We start from the raw sequence: 23,393 nt of genomic DNA on the forward strand, positions 1-23,393 counted from the left end.
CGATCCGCCACCCGGACGGCCGCATTCGACCGAGGAGCTACATGCCTGCCGTCCTGACCAGCCGCCCGCCAGGTGGCACCCGTCTTCTCGGCGTCGGCGCGTACCGGCCCGACCGGATCGTGACCAACGACGAGGTCTGCGGGCCGATCGACTCCTCCGACGAGTGGATCCGGCAACGGTCGGGAATCGTGACACGCCGCCACGCGCGGCCCGACGAGACCGTCGCGAGCATGGCGGCCGCCGCCGCCCGCGACGCGCTCGCGTTCGCGGGGGTGCCGGCCGAGCGGGTCGACACGGTGATCGTCGCGTCCATGTCCAACCTGCAGCAGTCGCCGCCGATCGCGCCGGAGATCGCGCACCGCGCCGGCGCCGGGTCCGCCGCGGCGCTGGACGTCGGCGCCGCCTGCTCCGGGTTCTGCCACGGTCTCGCCGTCGCCGACGCGCTCGTGCGGGCCGGGACCGCCGGGTACACGCTGGTCATCGGCGCCGAGCGGATGACCGACATCATCGACCCCAAGGACCGCTCCACCGCGTTCCTGTTCGGTGACGGCGCCGGTGCCGTGCTGGTCGGCCCGGCGGCGCTGCCGGGGATCGGGCCGGTGGTGTGGGGCTCCGACGGCGCCCGCAGCGGTCTCATCGCGCACAGCGACTCCTGGCTCGCGGTCCGCGACAAGCCCGAGTTCTGGCCGACCATGCGGATGGCCGGGCAGGAGGTGTTCCGCTGGGCGATCCAGCAGGTCGCGCCGACCGCCCTCGCCGCCGTGGGCGCGGCCGGGCTCGACGTGGCCGACCTGGCCGCGTTCGTGCCGCACCAGGCGAACCTGCGCATCATCGACAAGCTCGCGGCGGCGCTGCGGCTGCCGGACACGGTGCGGGTCTCCCGGGACGTGGTGGACACCGGCAACACGTCGGCGGCGTCGATCCCGCTCGCGCTGCACACCATGCTCACCGGCGGCGGGCCGGCACCGAGCGGACCGGCGCTGCTGACCGGGTTCGGCGCGGGTCTGTCCTACGCGGCGCTGGTGGTCGACCTCCCCTGACTGGCCCTGACTGGTGCATTCACCAGTCATTCACACCCGTCCGTGCGCGGGCGGTAGCTTCGCGTGGCGGGCGTCAGGCACACTGCGTCCATGGGTCGTAGCGAACGACGTCGATTCCTGATCGTCGCCGTGTGCCTGGCGCTCGTCACCACCAGCGCCTGCACACCCGAGCAGGGCCGGGACGGCGCGAACTCGGTGCCCGCCTACGCGAAGCCGCCCCGCAGCTTCGCCGACGTGCTCGACCAGTCCGGCGACCGGCCGGTGAAGGCCGACCAGCACAGCCTGTCCGTCTCGCGCAGCGCCGCGTCCTCGCGCGTCACCGACGACCTCGGCCAGGGCATCGTCCTGCGCGACGGCGCCGTCGAGCTCACCGCGCGCAGCGCCGGCAAGGGCAGCGGCGGCTCCGCCGCCAAGGGTGTCGTCGTCTTCCGCGACGCCGTCGACGGCACCGACGTCGCCGAGCAGGTGCTCGCCCCGGAGGCGGCCCGCATCTTCTACGTCGTCAAGAGCGCCGCCGCGCCGGTGTCGTTCGACACCGCCGTGTCGGGGGCCACCCCGGTGCCGGCCGGGGCCGGCGTCGTGCTGAAGTCCAAGGACGCGACGGTCGGCGCGATCCCCCCGTCGTGGGCGTACGACGCCGACGGCAAGCTGGTGCCGTCGCACTACGAGGTGCACGGCTCCACCGTCCGCCTGGTCGTGGAGCACCGGACGGCCGGCGTCGCGTACCCCGTCGTCGCCGACCCGCCGTTCATGCTCGGCGCCGGCGGCCGGCTCGTCGGCGCCCAGCTCCTCGGCGGGATCTTCGAGTGGGCGGCGATCGCCGCGATCACCTGGGGCGTGGTCAAGTTCGACTCGAACGGCTGCCTGACCCTGAGCACGTTCGCGTCCTGCGCCCTGCACCCGCTGGAGCACGACTGGGGCAACAAGGCCGCGCCGAAGGCCTCGGCGTTCGATGCGAAGATGCCGAAGCTGAAGGGCGACCGCCTGCCGGACGCCCAGCGCACGCTCAACCAGCTCGGCCTGCGAAACGTCCACCTCGTCGACGACACCGGCCAGGACCGCACGGTGCTGGACCCGAAGAACTGGGTGGTCGCCGCGCAGTCGCCGGCCGAGGGCACGACCGTGCACGCCAACACCGAGCTCACCCTGCGGGTGCGCAAGCCGTCCGACGGTGAGGGCGGCTCCGGCGCCGCCGGCGCCGTGCCCGACGTCATGTGCATGAACCTGCAGGAGGCGCAGGACAAGCTCCGCGACGCCGGCTACCGCACCACCTCCAAGGACCACACCACCCAGGGGCGGCGGCAGGTCCTGGACCGAAACTGGCTGGTCGTGGCGCAGTCCCCGAAGCCGGGCACGGCCGCCGCGAAGGGCACCCAGGTCGTCATGGAGGTCGTCAAGTACGGCGAGCCGACCGGCTCCTCGGGCTGCAAGAGCTGACCTCACCGGCTCGCGTACAGGAAGTACAGCGCGGTCCCCCGGTACTCGGGCAACTGCACCGTGCTGGTCCGCAGGCCGTGCGCGGCGAACAGCTTCTCCGCCTCGGCCAGCTCACCGCCGGGCGACGCGACCTCGACGACGGCGTGCCGCACCAGGTCCCAGGTCGTCTCGTCCAGGCCGCGCAGCACGGCCAGCTCGGCGCCCTCCACGTCGATCTTCAGCAGGTCGATGCGGGTGAGGCCGGCCCGCGCGGCGACGTTGGGCAGCGTGTCGACCCGGCAGTCGACGAGCCGCTGCTCGAACCGGCCGTCGAGCATCTCGTCGAGGCGGCCCAGGACCACCTGGCGCAGCTCCTCGTCCAGGTCCGCGGCCGTGTTCTCGATGTAGGCGCGGACCAGGGCCCGGTCGGCCTCGGGCTCGGCGTCGATGCCGGACATCATGGTGTACTGCGGGTAGTGGCGGATCCTGGCGTGCCGCGGGTGCTCGCCGAGCGCGAGCTGGTGAGTCTGGATGCCGGGGGTCCCGGACGCGTTGCGGCACAGCACGTCGAACACCTCCGGCACCGGCTCGAACGCGTGGACGGTCGCGCCCGGCCACTGCGCCACGGCGAACAGGCTGAACAGCCCGATGTTCGCGCCGGCGTCCACGACGACGGGCGAGTCCGGCAGGTCGAGACCGTCAGGGTGCAGGTACACCCTGTCCACGAAGATCTCCCGGTACAGGTACTCGGTCTCGCTCCGGTTGAGGCTCCAGACCGTCCTGCCGTCGGGCAGGCGCATGCTGTGCGTCGTCATCGGACCCGTCCTTCCGCGCGCCGGCCGGTGCGCCGCGCGCCGCCGGAGATCACCGGCAACACTCCGGCAGATCCGGTAGGGAGATCACTAAGGTCTCGGCGCGCCGGTCAGCGGCCGGACTCCGCGTGCTCGGTGACCACCTCGCCGATGACGCGACTGGCCTCGGCGGCGGTCGCGGGGTCGGTGTCGAGGGCGCCGGCGTAGACGATCAGCGCCTTCCACAGCGCCCAGCCCCGGCCGCGGGCCCACGTGCCGTCGTCGATGCCGAGCGCGGCGCGGAACGCTGCGCGGCTCGCGCCGGACAGCACCGTCCAGGCGATCGCCGTGTCGCAGGCGGGGTCGCCGACGCCGCAGGTGCCGAAGTCGATGACGGCGGCCAGCGCGCCGTCGCGCACCAGCAGGTTGCCGGGGGCGATGTCGCCGTGGAACCACACCGGGGCGCCGTCCCACCGGACCCGCAGCGCCTCCTGCCAGATCGCGGTGACGGCGTCGCGGGGCACCAGGTCGCCGAGCGCCTCGACCGCGCGCCGGGTCTGCGCGTCGTACACCCGCAGCGGACCTCCGCGGAACCAGTTGTGCAGCCCGGGTTCGGGGCCTCCGGCCGGGTCGGCGTGCCGCAGCGCGACCAGGAAGGCGCCCAGATCGGCCGCGAACCCGGTCAGGTCGGTGACCGTGCCGGCGCCGACCGGGTCGCCGTCGATCCACCCGTACACCGACCAGTGGAAGCGGAACCCCTCACCCGGCTCGCCCATCGCCAGCGGCGCGGGGACGGGCAGGGGCAGGTGCGGGGCGAGCCTTCGCAGCCAGCGGTGTTCCTTCTGTACCGCCAGCGCGTACTCCGCCGCGGTCGGCAGTCGCACCGACATGCGGTCACCGAGGCGGAACGTCTGGTTGTCCCAGCCGCTGACCGCGACGGGCCGCACGGGCAGGCCGGCCCACTGCGGGAACTGCGCGGCGACCAGCCGCCGCACGACATCCGCATCGACGAGCCGCCGGTCCGGCACTGGGACGGCGTCTTCCGGATCGGTGGTCACGCCCCAACATCACAAGCCGGGCGCCCGGTGGCAACCGAATTGTGCGGCCGCGCCGTACGCTGGACACCATGACCGCCGATGACCTGGCCGGGCAGGTGCGCCGCCTCGGCGCGGACCTCGCCTCGGCCGAGCCCGGCCTCGACCGCCTCCGCCGGCTCGAGCGCGACCTGCGGGACGAGGCCGCCGCGCCCGACCTGTGAAGGGATCCCGCCCGGGGCCTGAGCGTCACGACCCGGCTCGCGTTCGTCGCCGGTGAGCTGCGGCGGGCCGCCGCCGTGCGGGACCGGCTCGCCGACGCCGCCGCGCTGCTGGCGATGGCCCTGGCGGAGGACGACACCGCGGTCCTCGAGGACCTCGCCGGCGAGCTGGCCGCCCTCGAGGACGCCGTCGCCGCCGTGCAGGTCCGCATGCGGCTCGACGGCGCCTACGACACGCACGGCGCCGTCGTGCTCGTCCGGGCCGCGGCACCCGACGACCCGGCCTCGACCGTCCTCGCCGAGGCGCTGCTGCGGATGTACCGGCAGTGGGCGGACCTGCACGGCCTGCCCACCGAGGTCGTGACGGAGCACCACGCGTCCGACGTGGGGCTGCGGGAGGCGACGCTGGTGCTCGCCGCACCGTACGCATACGGCCTGCTGCGCGGCGAGGACGGCCGGCACGCGATGACCGCCGCCGACCCGTTCGACCACGGACGGACGCGGACCGGCCACGCCCTCGTGGAGGTGTCGCCCCTCGCGCAGGACGACGACCCGGTCGCGCTCGCCGACGAGGACCTGCGCGTCGACCTGTACTGCGTCCGCGGCCCGAGCCGCGCCGGCGAAACCAGGTCGACGCTCCACATCAGACACCTGCCGACCGGGATCGGGGTGGGCCTCCCCTACGACCGCCGCGCCCGGCACCGCAAGGCGGAGGCGATCCGGATCATCCGGTCGCGGCTGCTCGTCACGCGCGGCGCGCCGCGGGACGTCCGCGGGTACACGGCCCCGTCCGACTTCGACGGCGCTGCCCGCCGCCCTTCACCCTGACAGGACGACGACCCGCCGCCGTCCCCGCGGTAGAGCTGAGCCCATGACGCCGGAGACACCCACGACCGCGGCCGCGCTGTCCGTCGCCACCCGCTACTACTCGCCCGCCCTGCTCAACCACTGCGTCCGTTCCTACCTCTGGGCGGCGACGTACGGCACCGCCCGCGGGATCGCCTTCGACGACGAGCTGCTGTACGTCGCGGCGCTGCTGCACGACATCGGCCTCACCGAGCCGTTCGACAGCCACCACCTGCCCTTCGAGGAGGCGGGCGGGCACATGGCCTGGACCTTCGCCGTGGCGTCCGGCTGGCCGCCCCACCGCGCCGCCAGAGCCGCCGAGATCATCGTCCAGCACATGCACAGCGACGTCTCGCCCACCGCAGACCCAGAGTCCCACCTGCTCCAGGTCGCCAGCAGCTGGGAGGTCGCCGGCCGGCACGCCGACGCGTTCCCGCCCGACTCCCGGGCGGACCTGCTCGCCCGCTACCCGCGCCTGGGCTTCGGCACGGAGTTCCTCGCCTGCTTCCAGGACCAGGCCGCCCGCAAGCCGGACAGCCCCGCCGGCACCTCCGTCCGCACCGACGTCGCCACCCGGATCGCCACCAACCCCCTCGACTCCCATCCAGCCACCTGACCCGCACGCTCGGGGCCCCACTGCGATATGGCCGTACAAATGCGCTAGGCTGTGTGCCACGCGGGCGAAGCAAGGCACTCAGCCATGTGGCCTTGAGTTCACGGTCAGCGCAGCCACCAGCCGTCCCCGCCAAGCCAGGGACGGCCCCGAGCAGATTGGCATCCTCGCTTGGCTCGACGCACAGGCGGCAACGAAGCGGCGTATGGCACGCTCGCACGCGAGCTGCGCGACGCGATCCTGCGCGACGAGTTCAAGGACGGACGCCCACTCCCGACCGAGGCCGAGCTCGCCGCCACCTACGGCGTCAGCCGCCAGACGGTCCGGCGCGCGTTCCTCGAACTCGTCAACGAGGGCCTGGTCACCCGCGTGCCCGGCCGCGGGACCTTCGTCAGCGACCCCGACGAGAAGTACCTCCGCCAGGTCGGGTCGATCGAGGACCTGATGGCGCTGTCGATCGACACCGAGATGGAGATCGTGCATCCGCTCGGGCATCAGGCGGACATCGACGCGGCCGGCCGCCTGCAGCTGACGAGCGACTTCGTCTACTCGATGACGTTCCTGCGCCGCCACCACGAGACACCGTTCTGCGTGACGACCGTGTACGTCCCCCCGACCATCGGCAAGCGCCTGCTCCAGTCGACCGAACTCCCGGCGGCGGGGCGCACCAGCACGCTGACCGTGGTCGGGCTGATCGACTCGCTGTTCGACGATCCGGTCGTCGAGGCCGACCAGAGCATCACGGCGGTCGCCGCGGACGCGGACCTGGCGAAGGTGCTCAACTGCGGGGTCGGCGAGCCGCTGCTCAGGGTCGACCGCGTGTATTCGACCGCCAGCGGTTCGCCGGTCGAGCTGGCGATCAGCTACTTCCTGCCGCGGCACTACACGTACCGGGTCCGGCTGCGCCGCACCGCGCGTTGAGATCGCCGCGTTCTGATCTTCGGCGCGACGAGACGGTAGGCGGACGTCCCGCCGAGATCCGGACAGCCCTCCTCAGACGCCCAGGTGCGCGCGGAGCAGATCCGCGGCACGGTCCCAGGAGATGTCGGCGGCCGTCACGGGCAGGCCGGCCAGGCAGTCGGCGACCTTGCTGTCGAAGGCGCCGTCGAGCGGCGGGTGCTGCGGCGACCCGGGCGGGTAGGTCAGCGTGGCGCGGTGGACCTCCGCGTCGGCGTGCACCTCGACCGCCACCTCGCCGGCGAGCAGGTGGTCCCCGCCGTCGGTCAGTTCGGTCTCGACGAGGTCGACCAGGCGCCGCGCCGGCGGCCGGCGTACCGCGTCGTCGGTGAACGCGGCGAAGCCGACGTGCTCGTCGAGCAGCGCGGCGGACACCGCGTACTCGAGACTGAACTTGGCCTGCAGGCCGGTGTCCGGCCGGTGGTGGATCAGCGGCTGGACGCTCGCCCGAGGCGTGCGCACGACGATGCGCCGGATCGCCGCCGGATCCGGCACGGCCGGGCGCAGGCTGGCCGCGGCGCCGATCGGGCGCTGCAACGCGTAGCAGCAGGGATGGAGCTTGACGGCGAGCCCTCCGGGCACGGTCGGCCCGTCGATGGTCAAGCGGTCCGGCGAGCCGCCCAGCAGTGCCAGCCAGTCGTCGACGGCCCGCGGGTCCGCGCCGGCGCCGGCGGCGGCCAGCCGCGCCGCCCGCACCCCGGCGTGGGTGGCGAAACCGACCTGCAGCGGCTTGCCGTCGGTGCCGAAGCTGCGCTGGACGCCCCCGGCGGCCGGCACCGCCAGTGCCATGGCCCGGGCGATGCCGTCGGCGTCCAGCCCCAGGGCGACCGCGGCCCCGGCCGCCGCCCCCAGGGCGCCGCAGGTCGTGGTCGCGTGCCAGCCTGCCGAGTAGTGCGGCCAGCCGAGGGCGATCCCGAGCCGGGCCATCACCCCGCGCCGGCCAGATAGGTCCGGGCACCGCCGCCGAGGGCGAGCGCGACCGGGACGCAGACGGTGCTGATGTGTGAGGTCGACGGCATGTGCAGGTCGTCGAAGTCGAGGATGTGGCAGGCGAACGCCCAGCGCGCCTCCTCCGGCAGGTCCGCGGTGATGCCGATGACCGGTTCCCGGTGCGCCGCCAGGCCGACGGCCACGGTGTCCACGAGGGACCGATCGGCCAGCGCCAACTCCTCGGCGCTCGGGTCCAGCGCCGCCGCCCAGCCGGCCAGGGCGTGCGCGGCACCGGACCGGGTCGTCGTCATCTCGCCGTGGCTCACGCCGGCGCCCCCGTCCCCTCCAGGCCCAGTTCGGCCAGGATCCGCTCGGTGTGCTCGCCCGGGGCCGGAATGGGTGCCATCACCGGTTCGTGACCGTCCATGGTGACCGGTGGCACCAGCGCCATGAGCGGGCCGACCGGGGACCCGACCTGCCGCCAGCGGTCGCGCGCCGCCAGCTGCTCGTGCTCCACCAGACCGGCCATGTCACGCAGCCGGGCGTTGGCGATCCCGGCATCCTCCAGGCGGTCGATGACCTCGGCGGCGGCCAGGTCCCGGAACACCCGGACGATCTCCGCGCGGAGCGCGCCGGAGTGGGCCACGCGCAGGCTGTTGGTGGCGAACCGCTCATCGGTGGCCAGCTCCGGCCGGCCGAGGATCTTCTCGCAGAAGACCACCCACTCCCGCTCGTTCTGGATGCCGAGGAACACCCGCTCGCCGCCGGCACAGTCGAAGGGCCCGTAGGGCGCGATGGCCGCGTGCGAGGCGCCGCTGCGCACGGGTGGCGTGCCGCCGTACCGGGCGTAGTACATGGGGAAACCCATCCACTCCGCCAGCGCCTCCAGCATGGAGATCTCCAGCGTGGCGCCTTCACCGGTGCGGCCCTTGCGGATCAGCGCGGTCAGCACGCCGGTGTAGGTGTACATCCCGGCGGCGATGTCGGCCACGGAGATGCCGACCTTGGCGGGGTCCTCCGGCGTGCCGGTGACGGACACGAGGCCGGCCTCGCACTGCACCAACAGGTCGTAGGCCTTCTTCTCGGTGTACGGCCCTCCGGCGCCGTAGCCGGAGATCGACGCGTGGACCAGTCCGGGGTGCCGGGCGCGCAGCTGCGCGGCGCCGAGCCCGAGCCGGTCGGCGGCCCCCGGGGCGAGGTTCTGCACGAACACGTCGGCCCGGTCGACCAGCGCATGGATCACGCGGCGCCCGTGCTCCGACTTCAGGTCCAGTCCGATGGATTCCTTGGAGCGGTTGAGCCAGACGAAGTGTGACGACATGCCGCGCACGGTCTCGTCGTACTGCCGGGCGAAGTCGCCCGAGCCGGGCCGCTCGACCTTGATCACCCTTGCGCCGAGGTCGGCCAGCTGCCGCGTGGCGAACGGCGCCGCCACGGCCTGCTCGAGCGAGACGACGGTGATGCCTTCCAGCGGGCCCATCACCGTGTCTTCCAGAGAGCGCCCGGCCGGCCCGTCGGAACCTTCATGTCGCCTCCATCGGACAAGCTAGGCATTTGTACGGCCATATTGCCCCGATGCGCCGACCCATGTCAACGCCGCCGCAGTCCTTCACCCGGCGCACGATCTTGCCGAAGCGCAGATCAGCGGCGGTGCCGGCATGCGCTCCAGAGCGTCCCGTCAAGCGTCTACGTTGCCGGGCCGGCGCCGGACCGCTGAATGGACGGCCGTGCCCAGCGGCGCTTGACCGCGCTGATGCGTGGTCGCCGGTCGTGCGTACCGGGAATCCACTGCACGTCGCGGAGGCCGGCCTGGCGGATCGCGGAGCGGTACTGCTCGTCGGTGAACAGCGTCAGGGTGTGCTCCTCGCTCCAGTGCCGGATGCCGGTGTCCGGCTCACCGAGCAGGTAGTGCATGGTCAGCGTCGACGTCGTGCCGGCGTGGTGGGACACGCACATCCTGGTGAGATGGCGCCGGCCGTCGGCGGCCGTGCCGGTGTCGACAGGTCCGGAGATCCATTGGCTCGGGGTGAACCATGGCTCAAGCACCAGGACGCCGCCGGGTTCCAGATGTGCGGCAAGGCAGGTCAGCGTCTGGTTGAGCTCCTGGACCGACCGCGCGTAGCCGATGGAGGAGAACAGGCAGGTGACCGCGCCGAACGTCCGGGTGAGCCGGAAGTCGCGCATGTCGCCGACGTGCACCGCGACCCCGTCGAGACGATCGACGGCGGCCTTGCGCATCGGTTCGGCGAGTTCCAGTCCCTCGACGTGCGCGAAGCTGTGGCGGAAGTGGGACAGGTGCAGTCCGGTGCCGCACGCGACGTCGAGGAGGCTGTCCGCCGCGGGGTTGCGCCGCCGGATCAGGTCGGTGATGTCGTAGGCCTCGCGTTGGTAGTCCTTGCCCGCGGCGACGGTGTAGATGAGTTCGTAGGCCGCGGCGAGATCCTGGTCGTGGGGCATGTGCGTCGTTCTTTCGTCGGCCGGCGGGCGCTGGTCATGGCGTAGCGGACGGCATGCGCGCCGCATCGGGTCTGCCGCGGGCGCGTTCCGGCGGTCCTGCGGTCGGCCGCCCGCGGCGTCCCGGGCGGCGCGGTGGTGCTGTCACCCATGGGTCCCTCCTCGCCGGTGCGGTGGCGCTGTACCGTACACGCCCTCGTTGCGGAGGCCGCGTGCGCGGGGTTCGCATCGTGACGGGCCGGGGCGGGCCGAGATCAGGTACAGCCGGTCGGCCATGGCCCGCAGCAGATCGGCGAGGGCGGTCCGATCGCCGCGCTGATGCAGCGCCTGCGCCGCGCGCGCCGCGGCGAGCAGCATCGGGCCGTCCGCACCCCACAGCGGTGCGTACCGTTCGATCCGCACGACGAACCCGCGCAGCTCACAGCCGGTGGCCGCCCCACGAATCGGCTCCTCGCCCACGGCCGGTAGCAGCCCGCCGGTCACGGTGAGGTAGGCGTCCCAGGCTGTCCGCTGCGCTGCCGGCATGCTGGCCCCCGACCTCCCAGGTGCGCGTCGTTGCCCCGGCGGGTCGGCCTGAACCTCATCCATCCGCGGGGATGCCAGCCGAGCGAGTTGAAGACTTTTTCAATTTATCACACCTTCATGACGGCGAGTAGCCGGCAGCCACGCAGAGGTGTGCAAATGCGCGGTGGCTACCCGGACGTCTCTTGCGAGTGCGCGCGCAGCTCGTCCAGCAGGCCGTCCCGATCACTGAGCACGGCGCCGAGGATCCTCCGCCCGATGGCGAGGAGCTCCGCCAGGTCGGGGGTGCTCAGCGCGTACATCACCAGGGGGCCCTCACGGTAGGAGGTGACGAACCCGGCGCGCCGGAGCACGGACAGCTGCTGGGAGAGGTTCGATGCCTCGACCTCGATCTCGTCCAGGAGGTCGCGGACCGGGCGTGGCCCGTCCTGCAGCAGCTCCAGCACGCGGATGCGCACGGGGTGGCCGAGCGTGCGAAACATCTCCGCTTTCGCCTGGTACAGCGGCACCGACATGCTGCGCCCACCTCCGCCCCGTGCCATGGCAGCAAGGCTATCAGCCGCTGGGGACGGGCAACGCCGTCGCAGGTGGACTCCACCGGCGGGGCGGATGCGCCCGGGGCGGTGCGGCATGACCATCGACTTGAAGACTTTATGAACTGATAAAGTCTGCGAAACGGCGGCGGCGTGGTCTTGACGGAGGTGGCGGGATGACGGTCCACGCAGAGGCTGTCCGTCGCGTCGCCACACGGGTGGCCGGCCTGTTGCCCCGGCGGTCGGACTGGACGGCGGCGCGCCGCGGCCCGCGGCGGGACCTGCTGGCGGGACTGACCGTCGCCGTGGTGGCGCTGCCACTGGCCCTGGCCTTCGGCGTCTCCTCCGGGCTCGGCGCCGGGGCCGGGCTCGTGACCGCTGTCGTCGCCGGTGCGGTGGCCGCCGTGTTCGGCGGTTCGAACCTGCAGGTGTCAGGGCCCACCGGGGCGATGACCGTGGTGCTGGTGCCGGTCGTCGCGGCCTTCGGGCCGGCCGGGGTGTTGATGGTCGGGGCGATGGCCGGCGCGATCCTGATCGCCCTGGCGGTGGCCCGGCTCGGGCGGTATGTGCGATACCTGCCGACCCCGGTGATCGAGGGGTTCACCGCCGGGATCGCCGTGGTGATCGCGCTCCAGCAGGTGCCCGCCGCGCTCGGCGTCGCCGACGCGCACGGCGCGAAGGTGTGGGCCGTCGCCGCCGACGCCGTGCTGCGCTTCGTCGCCGATCCCGCGCCGGCGCCGGTGCTGACGGCGCTCGGCGTCGCCGCCGCGATGCTGGCCGGGGGTCGGTGGCGCCCGCAGCTGCCGTGGTCGCTCATCGCGGTCGCCGCCGCGACCGTCCTCGCCGTGGCCCTGCACGCCGACATGGCCCGGATCGGCACGCTGCCCGCCGGCCTGCCCGCCCCGTCGCTGGACTTCCTCGACCCGCACGCCTTCGCCCGACTGCTGCCTTCCGCGCTGGCCGTGGCCGCACTCGCCGCGCTGGAGAGCCTGCTCTGCGCCACGGTCGCCGACGCCATGAGCGTCGACCAGCATCACGACCCCGACCGGGAGCTGTTCGGCCAGGGCCTGGCCAATCTCGTCAGCCCGGTCTTCGGCGGCATTCCGGCCACCGCGGCGATCGCGCGGACCGCCGTCAACGTCCGGGCCGGCGCCGGCTCGAGGCTCGCCGCCCTGACCCACGCCGCGGTCCTGGCCGCGATCATCTTCGTCGCCGCCCCGCTCGTCGCCGGCATTCCGCTGGCCGCCCTCGCCGGCGTCCTGCTCGCCACCACGGTCCGGATGGTCGAGGCCAGCGCGCTGCTGGCACTGGCCCGCTCGACCCGCGGCGACGCGGTCGTGCTCGCCCTCACCTTCACGGTCACCGTCGCCGTCGACCTCGTCGCCGCGGTCGTGGTCGGACTCGGCGCCGCCGTGGTGCTGGCACTGCGGGCCGTGGCCCGCAGCGTGCGGCTGGAACAGGTCCCGCTCGACACCACCGACCACAGCGACGAAGAACATCAGCTGCTGACCGAACACATCGTCGCGTACCGGCTCGACGGCCCGCTGTTCTTCGCCGCCGCCCACCATTTCCTGATCGAGCTGTCCGACGTCGCCGACGTCCGGGTGGTGATCCTGCGCATGTCACGGGTCACGACCGTCGACGCGACCGGCGCGCAGGTGCTGGGCGACGCCATCGCCCGGCTGCGCCGCCGTGGCATCACCGTGCTGCTGTCCGGCATCGCCCCGCACCACGACCAGGTGCTCACCGCCCTCGGCGTCGCCGACGAGCTGCCCCGCTTCCCCGACACCCCGGCCGCCATCGCGCGTGCCCGGGTGCACCTGCAAGAGCAGCACGCACACTCGCCCGCGGACCCCACGGGCGCGGTGGATCGTGCTGCCGACCCACTGGAGTCGCAGAATTGATAAACTCTGCAATTCATGAAGGCCTCAGATTGGGATCGGCCGCGTGACCCGGCCCGCTCGGCGGAGGACCTCGCATCGCTGTACACGCACGGGGCGGCCCGTCTCGCGGCCGCGATCGCCGCGCGGCCGGACACCGCCGCCGAGGTGACCGGCCGCCCCGACCGCATCGCGGTGATCAGCGACGGCAGCGCCCTGCCCGGCGTCGGCGACGTCGGGCCGGTCGCGGCACTGCCGCTGCTGGAGGCCAAGGCCGCCCTGTACGCCGGCATCGCTGACATCGACGCCGTGCCGATCTGCGTCAGCACCGGCGACGCCCCCAGCACCGACAGCCTGGTCGCCACCATCCGGGCGATCGCGCCCACGTTCGGGGCCATCGATCTCACCGGCTTCGCCGCACCCGGATGCCGGGACCTCGAGCGCCGGCTGCGGATCGCGCTCGACGTCCCGGTCTTCCACGACGAGCAGCACGCGACCCCGGTCGTGGTGCTGGCCGCGCTGCGCAACGCGCTGCGCGTCGCCGGCAAGGACCTGCGCACCGCCCGCATCGCCGTGCTGGGCGGGGGCGTGACCGGCGATGCGGTGACCCGGCTGCTGTTGTACGCCGGCGCCCGCGACGTGACCGTCTGCACCGGGCAGGCGATCGCCGGCCCCGATGTCGACGCGTTGCCGGAGCACGCCGCCTGGCCGGCGGACCGCACCAGCCCGCGACGACTGCACGGCGGCCCGGCACAGGCCGTCGCCGGCGCCGACGCCGTCATCGGCCTGGACACCGACGGGCAGCTGGACCGGCGGCTGGTGGACACGATGCAGGCGCCGCCGGTGGTGTTCGCGCTGGCCGGGCCGCTGCCCACGACTGGATCGACGGCGGTGACCGCTAGCTGTCACCCTGACCACCCGAACCAGGTCACCGGCCTGCCGGCCTTCCCCGGCATCGTCCGCGGGCTGCTCAACGCCCGTGCGCGGCGGATCACCACGACGATGCTCCTCGCCGCGGCCGACGTCCTCGCCGGTTGGGTCGGCGAGGACGTCCTCGGGCCGCACCGCCTGCTGCCCGACGCCTTCGATCCCCGGCTGGTCTCGACCGTGGCGGCCGCGGTCGCTGCCGTCGAGGCGTCACGCCGCCGCGCGCACCAGGCCGAGCCGACCGATCCACCGTTGGGACAGCGGAACTAGGATCGGCGACCCGCCGGGACCGGCTGGGGCTGCACGGGCGAACGGCCCCACGTGGCGTGCCGGGTGGCGGCGAGCAGCACGAGCAGCCCGAGGAAGCTGAGCGCCGCTCCGGCCCACAGCGTCGAGGTGTACCCGAGTCCGGCGCCGATGGTGACGCCGCCGACCCAGGCGCCGAGCGCGTTGCCGACGTTGAAGGCGGCGATGTTGGCTCCCGAGGCCAGGGTCGGCGCCTGCCCGGCGTACTGCATGATGCGCATCTGCAGGCCGGGGACGGTGGCGAAGCCGAACGCGCCCATGAGCGCGAGCGAGACGACGGTCAGCACCTGGTTGGACGCGGTGAGCGCGAAGAGGACCAGGACGGCGGTGAGCGCGGCGAGGACGACCGTCAGCGTCCTGGTCACGGACCGGTCGGCGGCCTTGCCGCCCAGGCTGTTGCCGATGAACAGGCCGGCGCCGAAGAGGACCAGCAGCCATGGCACGGTGCCGGCGGCGAACCCGCTGACCTTGGTGAGCGTGTACGCGATGTAGGTGAATGCACCGAACATGCCGCCGAAGCCGAGGACGGTGATCAGCAACGAGAACCAGACCTGCGGGTGTGCGAAGGCCCGAATCTCGTGGCGCAGGCTCACCGGTGCGGTGGCGGTGCTCGTGCCGGCCGGGACGAGGGTGGCCATGCCGATCAGCGCGACGACGCCGATGCCGGTGATGGCCCAGAAGGTGGAGCGCCAGCCGAGCTGCTGGCCCAGGAACGTGCCGAACGGGACGCCGAGGACGTTGGCGGCGGTCAGACCGGTGAACATCATGGCGATGGCGGCGGCCCGCCGGGCCGGCGCGACGAGACCGGCCGCGACGACGGCGCCGATGCCGAAGAACGCCCCGTGGGACAGGGCGGCGACGACGCGTCCGGCCATCATCACCGGGTAGGTGCCGGCCAGCGCGGACGTCAGGTTCCCGGCGATGAACAGCACCATGAGCCCGGTGAGCACATGTTTGCGGTTGAACCGCGTGACCGCGGCGGTCAGGCCGACCGCGCCGGCGGAGACCGCCAGGGCGTAGCTGGCGGACCCTCGCCGCGCTGCACGGCCTCATCGACGCGGCGCTGGAGAAGGCGCTGCAGACGGAGCACCAGCTGTCCGTCGTGGAGTACACGGTGCTCGACGCCCTCTCCCGCCAGGACGGCTGGCACATGCGCATGCAGCAGCTGGCCCGGGCGGCCGCGCTGTCCAGCAGCGCCACCACCCGCCTGGTCAACCGGCTGGAAGACCGCGGCCTGCTCACCCGCGTGCTGTGCCAGGACGACCGCCGCGGCATCTACACCGAGCTCACCGCCGCGGGCCGGGCCCTGTACGAGCAGGCCCGCCCCGCCCACGACGAAGTCCTCGCCACCACCCTGGCCGAGGCCGGACAACTGCCCGAGCTCGGGCCGCTGGTCGACGCCCTGCACCAGCTACCCGCCAGGTCCGCAGCCGCACCTTCACCGATGCCCGCCTGATCCCGCCCGCCTGATCCCGCCCGACGGAGTCCGGCACCGGACGCGACCGTGCAGGGCGATGGTCGTGGCCGCGGCGAACGGCTATGGTGACCGGCATGCGTGACGGGTGCGGCTTCGGCGGCATCGGCAGGCGCTCCGCCCTGTCGATGCTGGCGTTGGTGGCCGTGCTGCTGGTCGCGATCGAGGCCGCCCGGGACATCGGACTGTGCATCGTGTTCCGCTTGGCCCGGCGTGCGGTCCCGGGATGTGTTCCGGCATGGTCGGCGGACCGGGCACCGCCGCGGCGCGCGGTCACCGTCTGAAGCCGCCCGCCGCGCAGCGTCCGAGCGTGACGCCGCCCCGTGTGATCTGGAAGCACCATGCCCACGTTCCGTGATAGACCCTGTCCGCAGGCACCCCGTCCCCCCATGTCCCGTCGCCGATCGCGGTCGCCGCTCGCGCTACCGGCGCTGGGGTGATGGTCATGCCCACCCCGGGCGCGTACGCCGAACGCTGTCTCGCTCTCGACCTGGGAACGTCGACCGTCCGGCTGTGGACACCGGCGACCGGCACGGCGATCACCGCACCCGCGGTCCTTGCCCGGCTCGAGGGCGACCGGTTCGTCGCCGGGCAGGCCGCGCTCGCCTCGCCCGCCGACGGGAGCAGCGTGACGTGGCCGGTCCGCGGCGGAGTGGTGCGTGACTTCTTCGCCTGCGTGCAGATGCTGCGGCTGCTGGTCGCCGATCTCGGGCTGCCCTCGGATCCCACGTTGCGGGTGCTCGCCGGGGTACCGGCCACCGCCACCCCGCGCCAGCGGACCATGCTCGTCGCCGCGGCGCGCCAAGGCGTCGGGGGACGCGTGACCGCCGTGGAGGAACCCCTGGCGGCAGCGTTGGCCTGCCGGCCAGACGCCGCGGACACCGACGCCGATCTGGTCGTGGTGGACATCGGGGCGGGACGGACCGAGATCGCACGCATCGCCGACGGCAGTGTCGTGGCCGCGCATCATGTCGACGAGACCGGCCTGGTCGACCTCATCCCGGCGATCGCCGACTGCGTGCGACGCCTGCACCGTCCACGCGGCAGGCGGCACCGGTTGCTGCTCACCGGTGGTGGGGCCATGACGCCCGGAATCGCCGGCCAGCTGGCCGGCCTGACCGGCCGGTCGGTCACCATGCCGGCCGATCCGTCGCTGGCCACGCTCACCGGCCTGCGGCTGCTGCTCACCGGCTGACGGCACCGGAACCCGGACAGCTGTCCTCGCGCCGCAGCCGGCGACGCGAGCGTTCCCCAACACCTTCGGAGTTGTTCATGGACATCGAACGCATCTCGCTACCCGGCATCGGAACCTGCCGGACCTTCACCAGCGCGACCGGTCGCCGGGTGGGAGTCATCACCCACCACGCCAGTAGCCGCCGGGACCTCATCCACAGCAGCAGCGACGATCCCGACGCCAGTTGCAGCCTCGCCCTGAACCGCGACGAGGCGATCGCCCTGGCCGGCCTGCTCGGCATCTTCGACATCGTCAACACCGACGGCACCGGCGATCAGAACCCGGCGGCCGGCGCGCCGGCACGCTGACCGCGACCGGCGGTGTTCCGCCCGGCGGCCACACCGACCGGATCCCGGTCGGTGTGGCCGCCGGGCGGTGGTCAGCCCTGGCGCTGCCTCCCGGCAGGGCGCGCGGGAGCACCCCGAGCCGCTCGACCGGGACCGTCCTGCCGCACCTGTCGTACCGGCTACCGCAGCGGGTCGAACGGAGCCAGCTGCGGCGGGGCCTCACCCTTGAGGATCGTCTGGGCCATCAGCTGCCCGGTGACCGGGCCCAGTGCGACGCCCCACATCCCGTGGCCACCCGCCACGAACACCCGAGGAGCGGCGGTCGCCCCGACCAGTGGCAGGCCATCAGGGGTGCACGGGCGCGCACCGACCCATTCGTCGCGCCGGTCGTCGAGGTGCACCCCGTGCAGAAACGGCCGCACGGCATCCACGATGGCCGCGATCCGGCGCGGGTCCAGCGGATCGCCGGGGCGCCGGAACTCCATCATCCCGGCCACCCGCAGACGGCCGTCCAACGGCGTGCACGCCACGCGCTGCGCGGGAAAGTACAGCGGTCCACCCGGCAGCCGCTCCGCCGGCACACTGAAGCTGTAACCCCGCCCCGCCTGCACCGGCCGCCGCACCCCGAAACGCGCGGTCAACTCCCCCAACGCCGCCCCGGTGGCGACCACGACGGCGTCGTGCCGGTCCTGATGTCCGGACCGGCACACCACGCCGACGCCCCCGGGTTCCGTCCGCAGATCGAGGACATCGCAGCCCTCCACGACCTGCCCGCCACGCGTACGCACCGCCGCCGCGAGCGCATCGACGAACCGTGGCGGGTCCAGATACCGCTGTCCGTAGATCTGGACGGCGGCCTCGACGCGGTCGGTCAGCACCGGCTCGATGACCCGCGCCCGCAGGCCCGGCACCGGATGGAACCGCACGTCCTGACCGGCGGCGCGGATCTGCTCCAGCTCGGCCAGCAGCCCTCGCCGGTCGCGTTCGCGGGCATAGCAGGCCAGGAAGTTGGCCGCCTGGGTCGTCGTCGCGGCCACGCCTCCGGCCGTCAGCGCGTCGAACGCCTCCAGCGACCGCTCGTTGAGCGGTACATAGGCGGCCATGCCACGCCGCCATCGCCGCGCGGTGCTGTGTGCGGCGAACGATGTCAGGAACCGCAGCAGATGCCGGTCGGCGCGCAGCGGCACGTACACCGGCGACCGGGCGCTGAGCACCGCCCGCAGCCCGTAGCGCAGCACCGCCGGCTCGGGCAGCGGCGCCGCCAGCCCTGGCGTCAGCCAGCCCGCGTTGCCCCACGACGCGCCGGCACCGGCGTGGCGACGCTCGTACACCGTGACCTGGACACCGGCCTCCTGCAGGAACCACGCGGTGGACAGGCCGACGATGCCCGCTCCGATCACCGCCACCGTGTCCGGGGCGTGCCCCACGAGGCCGGGACCGTCGTGTCCGGTCGGCTGAGACGACATGCCGCTCCTCTCCACGATCCGGCGCCGGTGCCGTACCGAAGAATCCCCAGCATCCGCCAGCGGCCGGGCGGCATACACCACCAGCGGTCGGCAAACCTCGGGCCGGCGCGGTTGCCGGGCACCGGCAAACGTCGCCCCTGCTCGGCGGCACCACCGACGTCGATCTCGTCCTCAAGCTTGGTGGCATCGGCTTCACCGTGGCACGACGACCGGTCGAGTTCCGTAACAGCGTCGACGGCCCGACCCGGATGCTGCCGGAACACTTCGTCACCGCACGCTGCGACACCGGCGCCGGGCTCGGCGTCGTCGGCAGCAAGTACGAGGTGCTGCAGAACGAGGACGCATTCGCGTTCCTGCAGGACCTCGTCGACCGCCACGACGTGCTCTGGGAGTCGGCCGGGGCGTTGCGCGGCGGCCGGAAAGTCTTCATCTGCATGCGCCTGCCCAACACCATCACCGTCGACGCACCCGGAGTCGCGGACCAGATCATCCCGTTCATCGTGGTGCTGAACAGCCACGACAGGTCCAGCCAGTTCCAGGTCGTCGTCACACCGTGGCGGCCGGTGTGCGGCAACACCGAACGGTTCGCGTTGCGTGACGCACACGCCCGTCGGAGCGGTGCGTGCGCCGGGTGGGGAAGACCGTGTGACGCCCATTTCCGCCTCGGACTCCCGGGAAGCGAGCCGCACCTCGTTGAATGAGTCGTCCACCGAGATGATCGGCCGGCCGCTCATGACGACGTGAATGTGGTCGAAGATGCCGTGTTCGAACGAGTCGAACACGGTGATCGTCAAGAAGCAGGCGCCGAGCGGGTTGGGTGGGTCGGGTTTCTCGCGGGCGTCCGCCCATTCGGCGATCGTGTGCCCGGCGCCCCACTCGAACCGGGCTACCTCTCCCGGTCGCAGGAGGCGCTCTCTCCTCGCGGAGCTCTCCACGAACTGGGCCTCGTCATCGAGCCGCACCCGTGCGGTGGTCGCGCCTTCGTTGATCAGTACACCCCGGGTCTGGAACCACAGCAGCCCATTGCGCTCTCCGTTCCGTGCGAAGATCTGCGCCGGCGAGGCCGCTTCGGCCTGCGTCACAACATGATCGTCAAGCAGCCGCAGTTCGTTCCCATAGGGCTTCCGATCGCGCGTCGCATCGATCAGTGGGGGCCATTGCGGCGGCTCCAGCAGCGGCGACGACGACGGGAGCCCGCTCGTCCGTCCTGGCGCCTCCCGGACCGTCGTGGCGGCTTTCAGCATTTCCTGCGCGAGGACGACCTGCTCGTCGGCGGCTTTCGCCTGAGCCGCGTTGATCTCGACCTGCTTCTGCAACTCCGGCAACTGCTTGGCAGCGGTCCGGGCCGCACCGCGCCCCGAGCGGGCGGCCGAGGCGGCGGCAACCGCTGCGGCGACCGCAGCTATGGCTGCGATGATCGGAATCCACTCGGCCAACGTCAGACGACCGATGTTGGCTGCCAGCGCATCCCGAAAAGCCCGCACGGCCGCGACCTGCCCCGCTCGGGAAGGTATAGCGCCCTACGCCGAGGTGACGGCCGCGGCCCGCCGCGCTGGTTGTGGTCCGTGACGTGACTGCTGTGCGGGGTGAGGATGAGCCGTGGGGTGGTTGGCGCGGCCGGGGTCAGAGCGTGTTGCGGTACGGCGGCATGAACCGCAGGCGGGGCATCTGGTCGGCGAGCACGCCGCCGTCGACGACGAGATGGGTGCCGGTGATGTACCGGCCGGCGTCGGAGGCCAGCAGGAGCAGCGCGCCGACGCAGTCCTCCGGGCGCCCGTAGCCGCCGCGGAGCGGGATCCGCTCGGCCCACGCCGCCTCGAAGGCCGCGCGGTCGAACGGGAACTCGCCGTCGATCGGGGTGGCGATCATGCCGGGCGCGATCGTGTTCACGGTGATCCCATGCGGGCCCAGCTCGGCGGCGAGCGAGCGGGTGAGTAGCTCGACGGCGCCCTTCGAGGCGTTGTAGTGGGCCAGCCCGGCCTCGGCGACAAGGCCGTTCTTCGAGGAGATGTTCACGATCCGGCCGGAGACCCCGTCGGCGATCATGTGCTCGGCGACGCGCTGCGCGAGGAAGAACACGGCCTCGACGTTGACCCGCATGACCGCCCGCCAGCCGGCGACGGTGATCTCGTTGAAGTGCTCCAGCGCGGCCACCCCGGCGTTGTTGACCAGGATGTGCAGCGGGCCGTGGGCGCGGCGCAGCTCGTCTGCCCAGGGCGCGATCGCCTCGGTGTCGGCCAGGTCGAATGCGTGCGGGTGGCAGGCCCGGCCGGCGGCGGTGACGGCGGCGACGGTCGGTCCGAGATCCGCGCCGGGGCGGTCGACCGCGATGACGTCGGCCCCGGCGCCGGCCAGACCGGCGGCGAACGCGGCGCCGAGGCCCCGGGCGGCGCCGGTCACCAGGGCGGTCCGGCCGGTCAGGTCAAACGCGGTCACGACAGCCCCAGCAGGTCCAGCGACGGGCGGTGGATCAGCCGTTCGATCTGCTCGGGGTCGAGCGGGTCGAGCCCCGGGATGCCGGGGACCCGGCCGACCGCGCGCAGCCCCTCGACTGAGGCGTCGACGGTGGTGAACGGGTAGTCGCTGCCGAACAGCAGCTTGTCCCACACGCCGTAGTCCTGGACCAGCCGGAGGCTGTGCCAGAGCTGGAACGGCCGGTAGTGCAGCGCGGACACGTCGGCGTAGACGTGCGGGTGCTTGCGGATGACCGCGATGCACTCCCCTTCGTAGGGGTGGCCGAGGTGGGCGAGGACCATGCGCAGCTCGGGATGGCGGATCGCGACCTCGTCGAGGTGTACCGGCAGCGCGTACCGCAGCGGCGCCGCGGACACGAAGGTGGTCCCGGTGTGCACGAGCAGCGGCAGCCCGTGCCGGGCCGCGTAGGCGTACAGGTCGTCGTAGGCGGGGTCGGCGGGGTCGAACCCGGCGTACATCGGCATGAGCTTGATCCCGCGCAGCCCGAGGTCGGCGTGGCCGTGCTCCAGCTCGTCGCGCCAGCCGGGCTGGGTCGGGTCGAGGGCGAGGTAGCCGATGAGCCGGTCGGGCCGGGCGGCGACGTAGGCGGCGACGGCCGCGTCGTCGACCCACAGCCCGGATCGGCGGGCCTTGCCGCCGACGACGATCGTGCGGGTGTCGGGCGGCGCGGTGGCGGCGTACTCCGCCCAGCGCACGGTCAGGTCCACGTGACCGCCGTGGGCCCGGGAGGCCTCGGCGGCGAACGGGTCGCCGACGTGCTCTGGGCAGTCGAACAGGTGCGAGTGGACGTCGACGATCATCGGCGGTCCCGCTTCTCCCAGCCCTCGGCGAACATGTTCCAGAAGCCGTGGCTCGGCGGGTGCTCGGCGAAGACCTCGTCGTCGAGCTCGATGCCGAGTCCGGGCGCGGTCGGCAGCTCGATGTGCCCGCCGGTCATCGGCAGCGCGCCGCGCACCGCGTCGAACACGTAGTCCTCCAGCATGCCGTCGAACGTCTCCAGGATCTTGAAGTTTGGCATCCCGAGGACGGCGTGCACGGAGGCGGTGGTGCACAGCGGCGAGTTGGAGTTGTGCGGCGCGACGACCATCGCGTGCTGGTCGGCGATGGCGGCGAGCTTGCGGATCTCGGTGAAGCCGCCGGCCATCGACAGGTCGGGCTGGATGATGTCGACCGCCTCGGTGGCGAACAGCCGGGCGTACTCGTAGCGGTTGTGGAAGTGCTCGCCGCCGGAGATCGGCATCGCCGCCCGGGCCCGCAGCTCGGCGTAGCGCTCGATGTGGGTCCACGGCAGCGGCTCCTCGAACCAGCCGAGGTCGAACGGCGCCAGCTCGTGAACCAGCCGCACGGCGGTGTGCATGGCGAAGCGGGCGTGTCCCTCGACGAACAGCTCCACGTCGGGGCCGACCGCCTCGCGGACCGCGGCGACGATCGCCACCGACCTGTGCAGCTCCGTGCGGGACAGCTCGCCGAGCCCGGCGCCGAACGGGTCGAACTTGAGGGCGGTGTAGCCGCGGGCCACGGTGGCGACGGCCCGTTCGGCGAAGGCGGCGGGCTCGCGGTCGCCGGTGTACCAGCCGTTGGCGTAGACCCGGACCCGGTTGCGGCAGGCCCCGCCGGTCAGCCGGTAGGCCGGGACGCCGAGTGCTTTGCCCATCAGGTCGTACAGCGCCTGGTCGACGCCGGAGAGCACGATCCCGCCGACGTCACCGCCGCGCAGGAAGTCGCCCTGGTACAGCCTCAGCCAGATCTCCTCGACGTCGAACGGGTCGGCGCCGATGAGATGGCGGGCGGCCATCGCCTCGGCGAGCTGGCAGGTCTCGCGTCCCCGGTACGGATGGGTGATCTCGCCGACGCCGCTGAGCCCGGCGTCGGTGTGCACGCGCACGTAGGAGAAGTCGCGCCAGGCGGTGCCGAGGCTGAGCGTCTCGACGCGGGTGATCCGGCCGGCCGGCCCGACCGGGCGGGTGGTGTCGACGGTCAGCATCGG

26 protein-coding genes are annotated in these 23,393 nt (G+C 73.0%); 13 read left to right on the forward strand and 13 right to left on the reverse strand.

The genetic code is table 11. The features are described from left to right. Positions 1-41: 41 nt before the first annotated feature. Positions 42-1,040 carry a beta-ketoacyl-ACP synthase 3 gene (locus tag ACQEVZ_RS01755; RefSeq protein ID WP_433360306.1) on the forward strand — a complete coding sequence of 333 codons (999 nt, stop codon included), beginning with the start codon at positions 42-44 and terminating at the stop codon, positions 1,038-1,040. Positions 1,041-1,130: 90 nt separating this feature from the next. Beyond that, positions 1,131-2,477 (forward strand): PASTA domain-containing protein, encoded by a 1,347-nt coding sequence (locus ACQEVZ_RS01760; protein ID WP_433360309.1) that lies wholly within the window; start codon positions 1,131-1,133, stop codon positions 2,475-2,477. Positions 2,478-2,479: 2 nt separating this feature from the next. Here ACQEVZ_RS01760 and ACQEVZ_RS01765 read toward each other — a convergent pair whose 3' ends face one another. Continuing rightward, positions 2,480-3,271, reverse strand: a complete 792-nt coding sequence (locus tag ACQEVZ_RS01765; RefSeq protein ID WP_433360312.1) for an FkbM family methyltransferase — start codon at positions 3,269-3,271, stop codon at positions 2,480-2,482. Positions 3,272-3,378: 107 nt separating this feature from the next. Then, entirely contained in the window at positions 3,379-4,305 is a 927-nt protein-coding gene (locus ACQEVZ_RS01770) for an aminoglycoside phosphotransferase family protein (RefSeq protein WP_433360315.1), read from the reverse strand. A gap of 68 nt (positions 4,306-4,373) precedes the next feature. Here ACQEVZ_RS01770 and ACQEVZ_RS01775 point away from each other — a divergent pair, with 68 nt between their 5' ends. The 4 genes from ACQEVZ_RS01775 (at position 4,374) to ACQEVZ_RS01790 (ending at position 6,882) form a co-directional block, all read left to right on the forward strand. Then, the gene (locus ACQEVZ_RS01775) at positions 4,374-4,505 is read left to right on the forward strand and encodes a hypothetical protein (protein ID WP_433360318.1); all 132 of its coding nucleotides are present in this window, start codon (positions 4,374-4,376) and stop codon (positions 4,503-4,505) included. Positions 4,506-4,562: 57 nt separating this feature from the next. Beyond that, on the forward strand, positions 4,563-5,330 hold the full coding sequence (locus ACQEVZ_RS01780; protein WP_433376567.1) for a PCRF domain-containing protein: 768 nt from the start codon (positions 4,563-4,565) through the stop codon (positions 5,328-5,330). 43 nt (positions 5,331-5,373) lie between these two features. After that, complete coding sequence (locus ACQEVZ_RS01785; protein ID WP_433360321.1) at positions 5,374-5,964, forward strand: HD domain-containing protein; 591 nt, start codon at positions 5,374-5,376, stop codon at positions 5,962-5,964. A 168-nt stretch (positions 5,965-6,132) separates the two neighbouring features. Beyond that, complete coding sequence (locus tag ACQEVZ_RS01790; protein ID WP_433360324.1) at positions 6,133-6,882, forward strand: GntR family transcriptional regulator; 750 nt, start codon at positions 6,133-6,135, stop codon at positions 6,880-6,882. Between the two features lie 72 nt (positions 6,883-6,954). On the opposite strand, the gene ACQEVZ_RS01795 is transcribed toward ACQEVZ_RS01790, so the two are convergent. The 6 genes from ACQEVZ_RS01795 to ACQEVZ_RS01820 all read right to left on the reverse strand — a co-directional run bounded on the left by ACQEVZ_RS01795 (position 6,955) and on the right by ACQEVZ_RS01820 (position 11,339). Beyond that, positions 6,955-7,845, reverse strand: coding sequence for an MmgE/PrpD family protein (locus ACQEVZ_RS01795; protein WP_433360327.1), 891 nt, complete (start codon positions 7,843-7,845; stop codon positions 6,955-6,957). Then, entirely contained in the window at positions 7,845-8,159 is a 315-nt protein-coding gene (locus ACQEVZ_RS01800) for a hypothetical protein (RefSeq protein ID WP_433360330.1), read from the reverse strand. Before ACQEVZ_RS01800 ends, ACQEVZ_RS01795 begins: the two co-directional genes overlap by 1 nt. A gap of 11 nt (positions 8,160-8,170) precedes the next feature. Further along, a complete protein-coding gene (locus ACQEVZ_RS01805; protein ID WP_433360333.1) occupies positions 8,171-9,328 on the reverse strand; it encodes a CaiB/BaiF CoA transferase family protein in 1,158 nt (385 codons plus the stop codon). Between the two features lie 206 nt (positions 9,329-9,534). After that, complete coding sequence (locus ACQEVZ_RS01810) at positions 9,535-10,305, reverse strand: class I SAM-dependent DNA methyltransferase (RefSeq protein ID WP_433360336.1); 771 nt, start codon at positions 10,303-10,305, stop codon at positions 9,535-9,537. Positions 10,306-10,446: 141 nt separating this feature from the next. Next, positions 10,447-10,827, reverse strand: coding sequence for a hypothetical protein (locus ACQEVZ_RS01815; RefSeq protein WP_433360339.1), 381 nt, complete (start codon positions 10,825-10,827; stop codon positions 10,447-10,449). A 167-nt stretch (positions 10,828-10,994) separates the two neighbouring features. Beyond that, on the reverse strand, positions 10,995-11,339 hold the full coding sequence (locus tag ACQEVZ_RS01820) for an ArsR/SmtB family transcription factor (protein ID WP_433360342.1): 345 nt from the start codon (positions 11,337-11,339) through the stop codon (positions 10,995-10,997). A gap of 194 nt (positions 11,340-11,533) precedes the next feature. Between ACQEVZ_RS01820 and ACQEVZ_RS01825 the strand changes: the two genes are divergently transcribed. Both ACQEVZ_RS01825 and ACQEVZ_RS01830 read left to right on the forward strand, forming a co-directional pair. Beyond that, the gene (locus tag ACQEVZ_RS01825; protein ID WP_433360345.1) at positions 11,534-13,261 is read left to right on the forward strand and encodes a SulP family inorganic anion transporter; all 1,728 of its coding nucleotides are present in this window, start codon (positions 11,534-11,536) and stop codon (positions 13,259-13,261) included. Positions 13,262-13,276: 15 nt separating this feature from the next. Next, positions 13,277-14,434, forward strand: coding sequence for an NAD(P)-dependent malic enzyme (locus tag ACQEVZ_RS01830; RefSeq protein ID WP_433360348.1), 1,158 nt, complete (start codon positions 13,277-13,279; stop codon positions 14,432-14,434). Here ACQEVZ_RS01830 and ACQEVZ_RS01835 read toward each other — a convergent pair. Continuing rightward, a complete protein-coding gene (locus ACQEVZ_RS01835) occupies positions 14,431-15,483 on the reverse strand; it encodes an MFS transporter (RefSeq protein WP_433376570.1) in 1,053 nt (350 codons plus the stop codon). The two genes, ACQEVZ_RS01830 and ACQEVZ_RS01835, sit on opposite strands and share 4 nt — an antisense overlap. A gap of 62 nt (positions 15,484-15,545) precedes the next feature. On the opposite strand from ACQEVZ_RS01835, the gene ACQEVZ_RS01840 reads away from it, so the two are divergent. From ACQEVZ_RS01840 to ACQEVZ_RS01855, 4 genes are all read left to right on the forward strand, one after another. After that, positions 15,546-15,926 (forward strand): MarR family winged helix-turn-helix transcriptional regulator, encoded by a 381-nt coding sequence (locus ACQEVZ_RS01840; RefSeq protein ID WP_433376573.1) that lies wholly within the window; start codon positions 15,546-15,548, stop codon positions 15,924-15,926. A gap of 95 nt (positions 15,927-16,021) precedes the next feature. Then, the gene (locus ACQEVZ_RS01845; protein WP_344506676.1) at positions 16,022-16,228 is read left to right on the forward strand and encodes a hypothetical protein; all 207 of its coding nucleotides are present in this window, start codon (positions 16,022-16,024) and stop codon (positions 16,226-16,228) included. A gap of 161 nt (positions 16,229-16,389) precedes the next feature. Continuing rightward, positions 16,390-17,139, forward strand: coding sequence for a rod shape-determining protein (locus tag ACQEVZ_RS01850; protein ID WP_433360351.1), 750 nt, complete (start codon positions 16,390-16,392; stop codon positions 17,137-17,139). A gap of 77 nt (positions 17,140-17,216) precedes the next feature. After that, positions 17,217-17,486, forward strand: a complete 270-nt coding sequence (locus ACQEVZ_RS01855; RefSeq protein ID WP_433360354.1) for a potassium transporter TrkA — start codon at positions 17,217-17,219, stop codon at positions 17,484-17,486. Between the two features lie 158 nt (positions 17,487-17,644). Here ACQEVZ_RS01855 and ACQEVZ_RS01860 read toward each other — a convergent pair whose 3' ends face one another. After that, positions 17,645-18,931 (reverse strand): NAD(P)/FAD-dependent oxidoreductase, encoded by a 1,287-nt coding sequence (locus tag ACQEVZ_RS01860; protein WP_433360357.1) that lies wholly within the window; start codon positions 18,929-18,931, stop codon positions 17,645-17,647. Positions 18,932-19,068: 137 nt separating this feature from the next. On the opposite strand from ACQEVZ_RS01860, the gene ACQEVZ_RS01865 reads away from it, so the two are divergent. Then, on the forward strand, positions 19,069-19,632 hold the full coding sequence (locus tag ACQEVZ_RS01865; protein ID WP_433376576.1) for a DUF932 domain-containing protein: 564 nt from the start codon (positions 19,069-19,071) through the stop codon (positions 19,630-19,632). A 922-nt stretch (positions 19,633-20,554) separates the two neighbouring features. On the opposite strand, the gene ACQEVZ_RS01870 is transcribed toward ACQEVZ_RS01865, so the two are convergent. From ACQEVZ_RS01870 to ACQEVZ_RS01880, 3 genes are read right to left on the reverse strand one after another with little or no spacing between them, the layout of a single operon-like run. Continuing rightward, a complete protein-coding gene (locus tag ACQEVZ_RS01870) occupies positions 20,555-21,367 on the reverse strand; it encodes an SDR family NAD(P)-dependent oxidoreductase (RefSeq protein ID WP_354903176.1) in 813 nt (270 codons plus the stop codon). Beyond that, positions 21,364-22,206, reverse strand: coding sequence for an amidohydrolase family protein (locus ACQEVZ_RS01875; protein WP_360572809.1), 843 nt, complete (start codon positions 22,204-22,206; stop codon positions 21,364-21,366). Before ACQEVZ_RS01875 ends, ACQEVZ_RS01870 begins: the two co-directional genes overlap by 4 nt. Then, positions 22,203-23,390 (reverse strand): mandelate racemase/muconate lactonizing enzyme family protein, encoded by a 1,188-nt coding sequence (locus tag ACQEVZ_RS01880; RefSeq protein ID WP_433360361.1) that lies wholly within the window; start codon positions 23,388-23,390, stop codon positions 22,203-22,205. The genes ACQEVZ_RS01875 and ACQEVZ_RS01880 overlap by 4 nt, the downstream gene beginning before the upstream one ends. Between the last annotated feature and the right edge of the window lie 3 nt (positions 23,391-23,393).

Source organism: Dactylosporangium sp. CA-152071, from assembly GCF_050936335.1.
GTDB lineage: Bacteria > Actinomycetota > Actinomycetes > Mycobacteriales > Micromonosporaceae > Dactylosporangium > Dactylosporangium maewongense.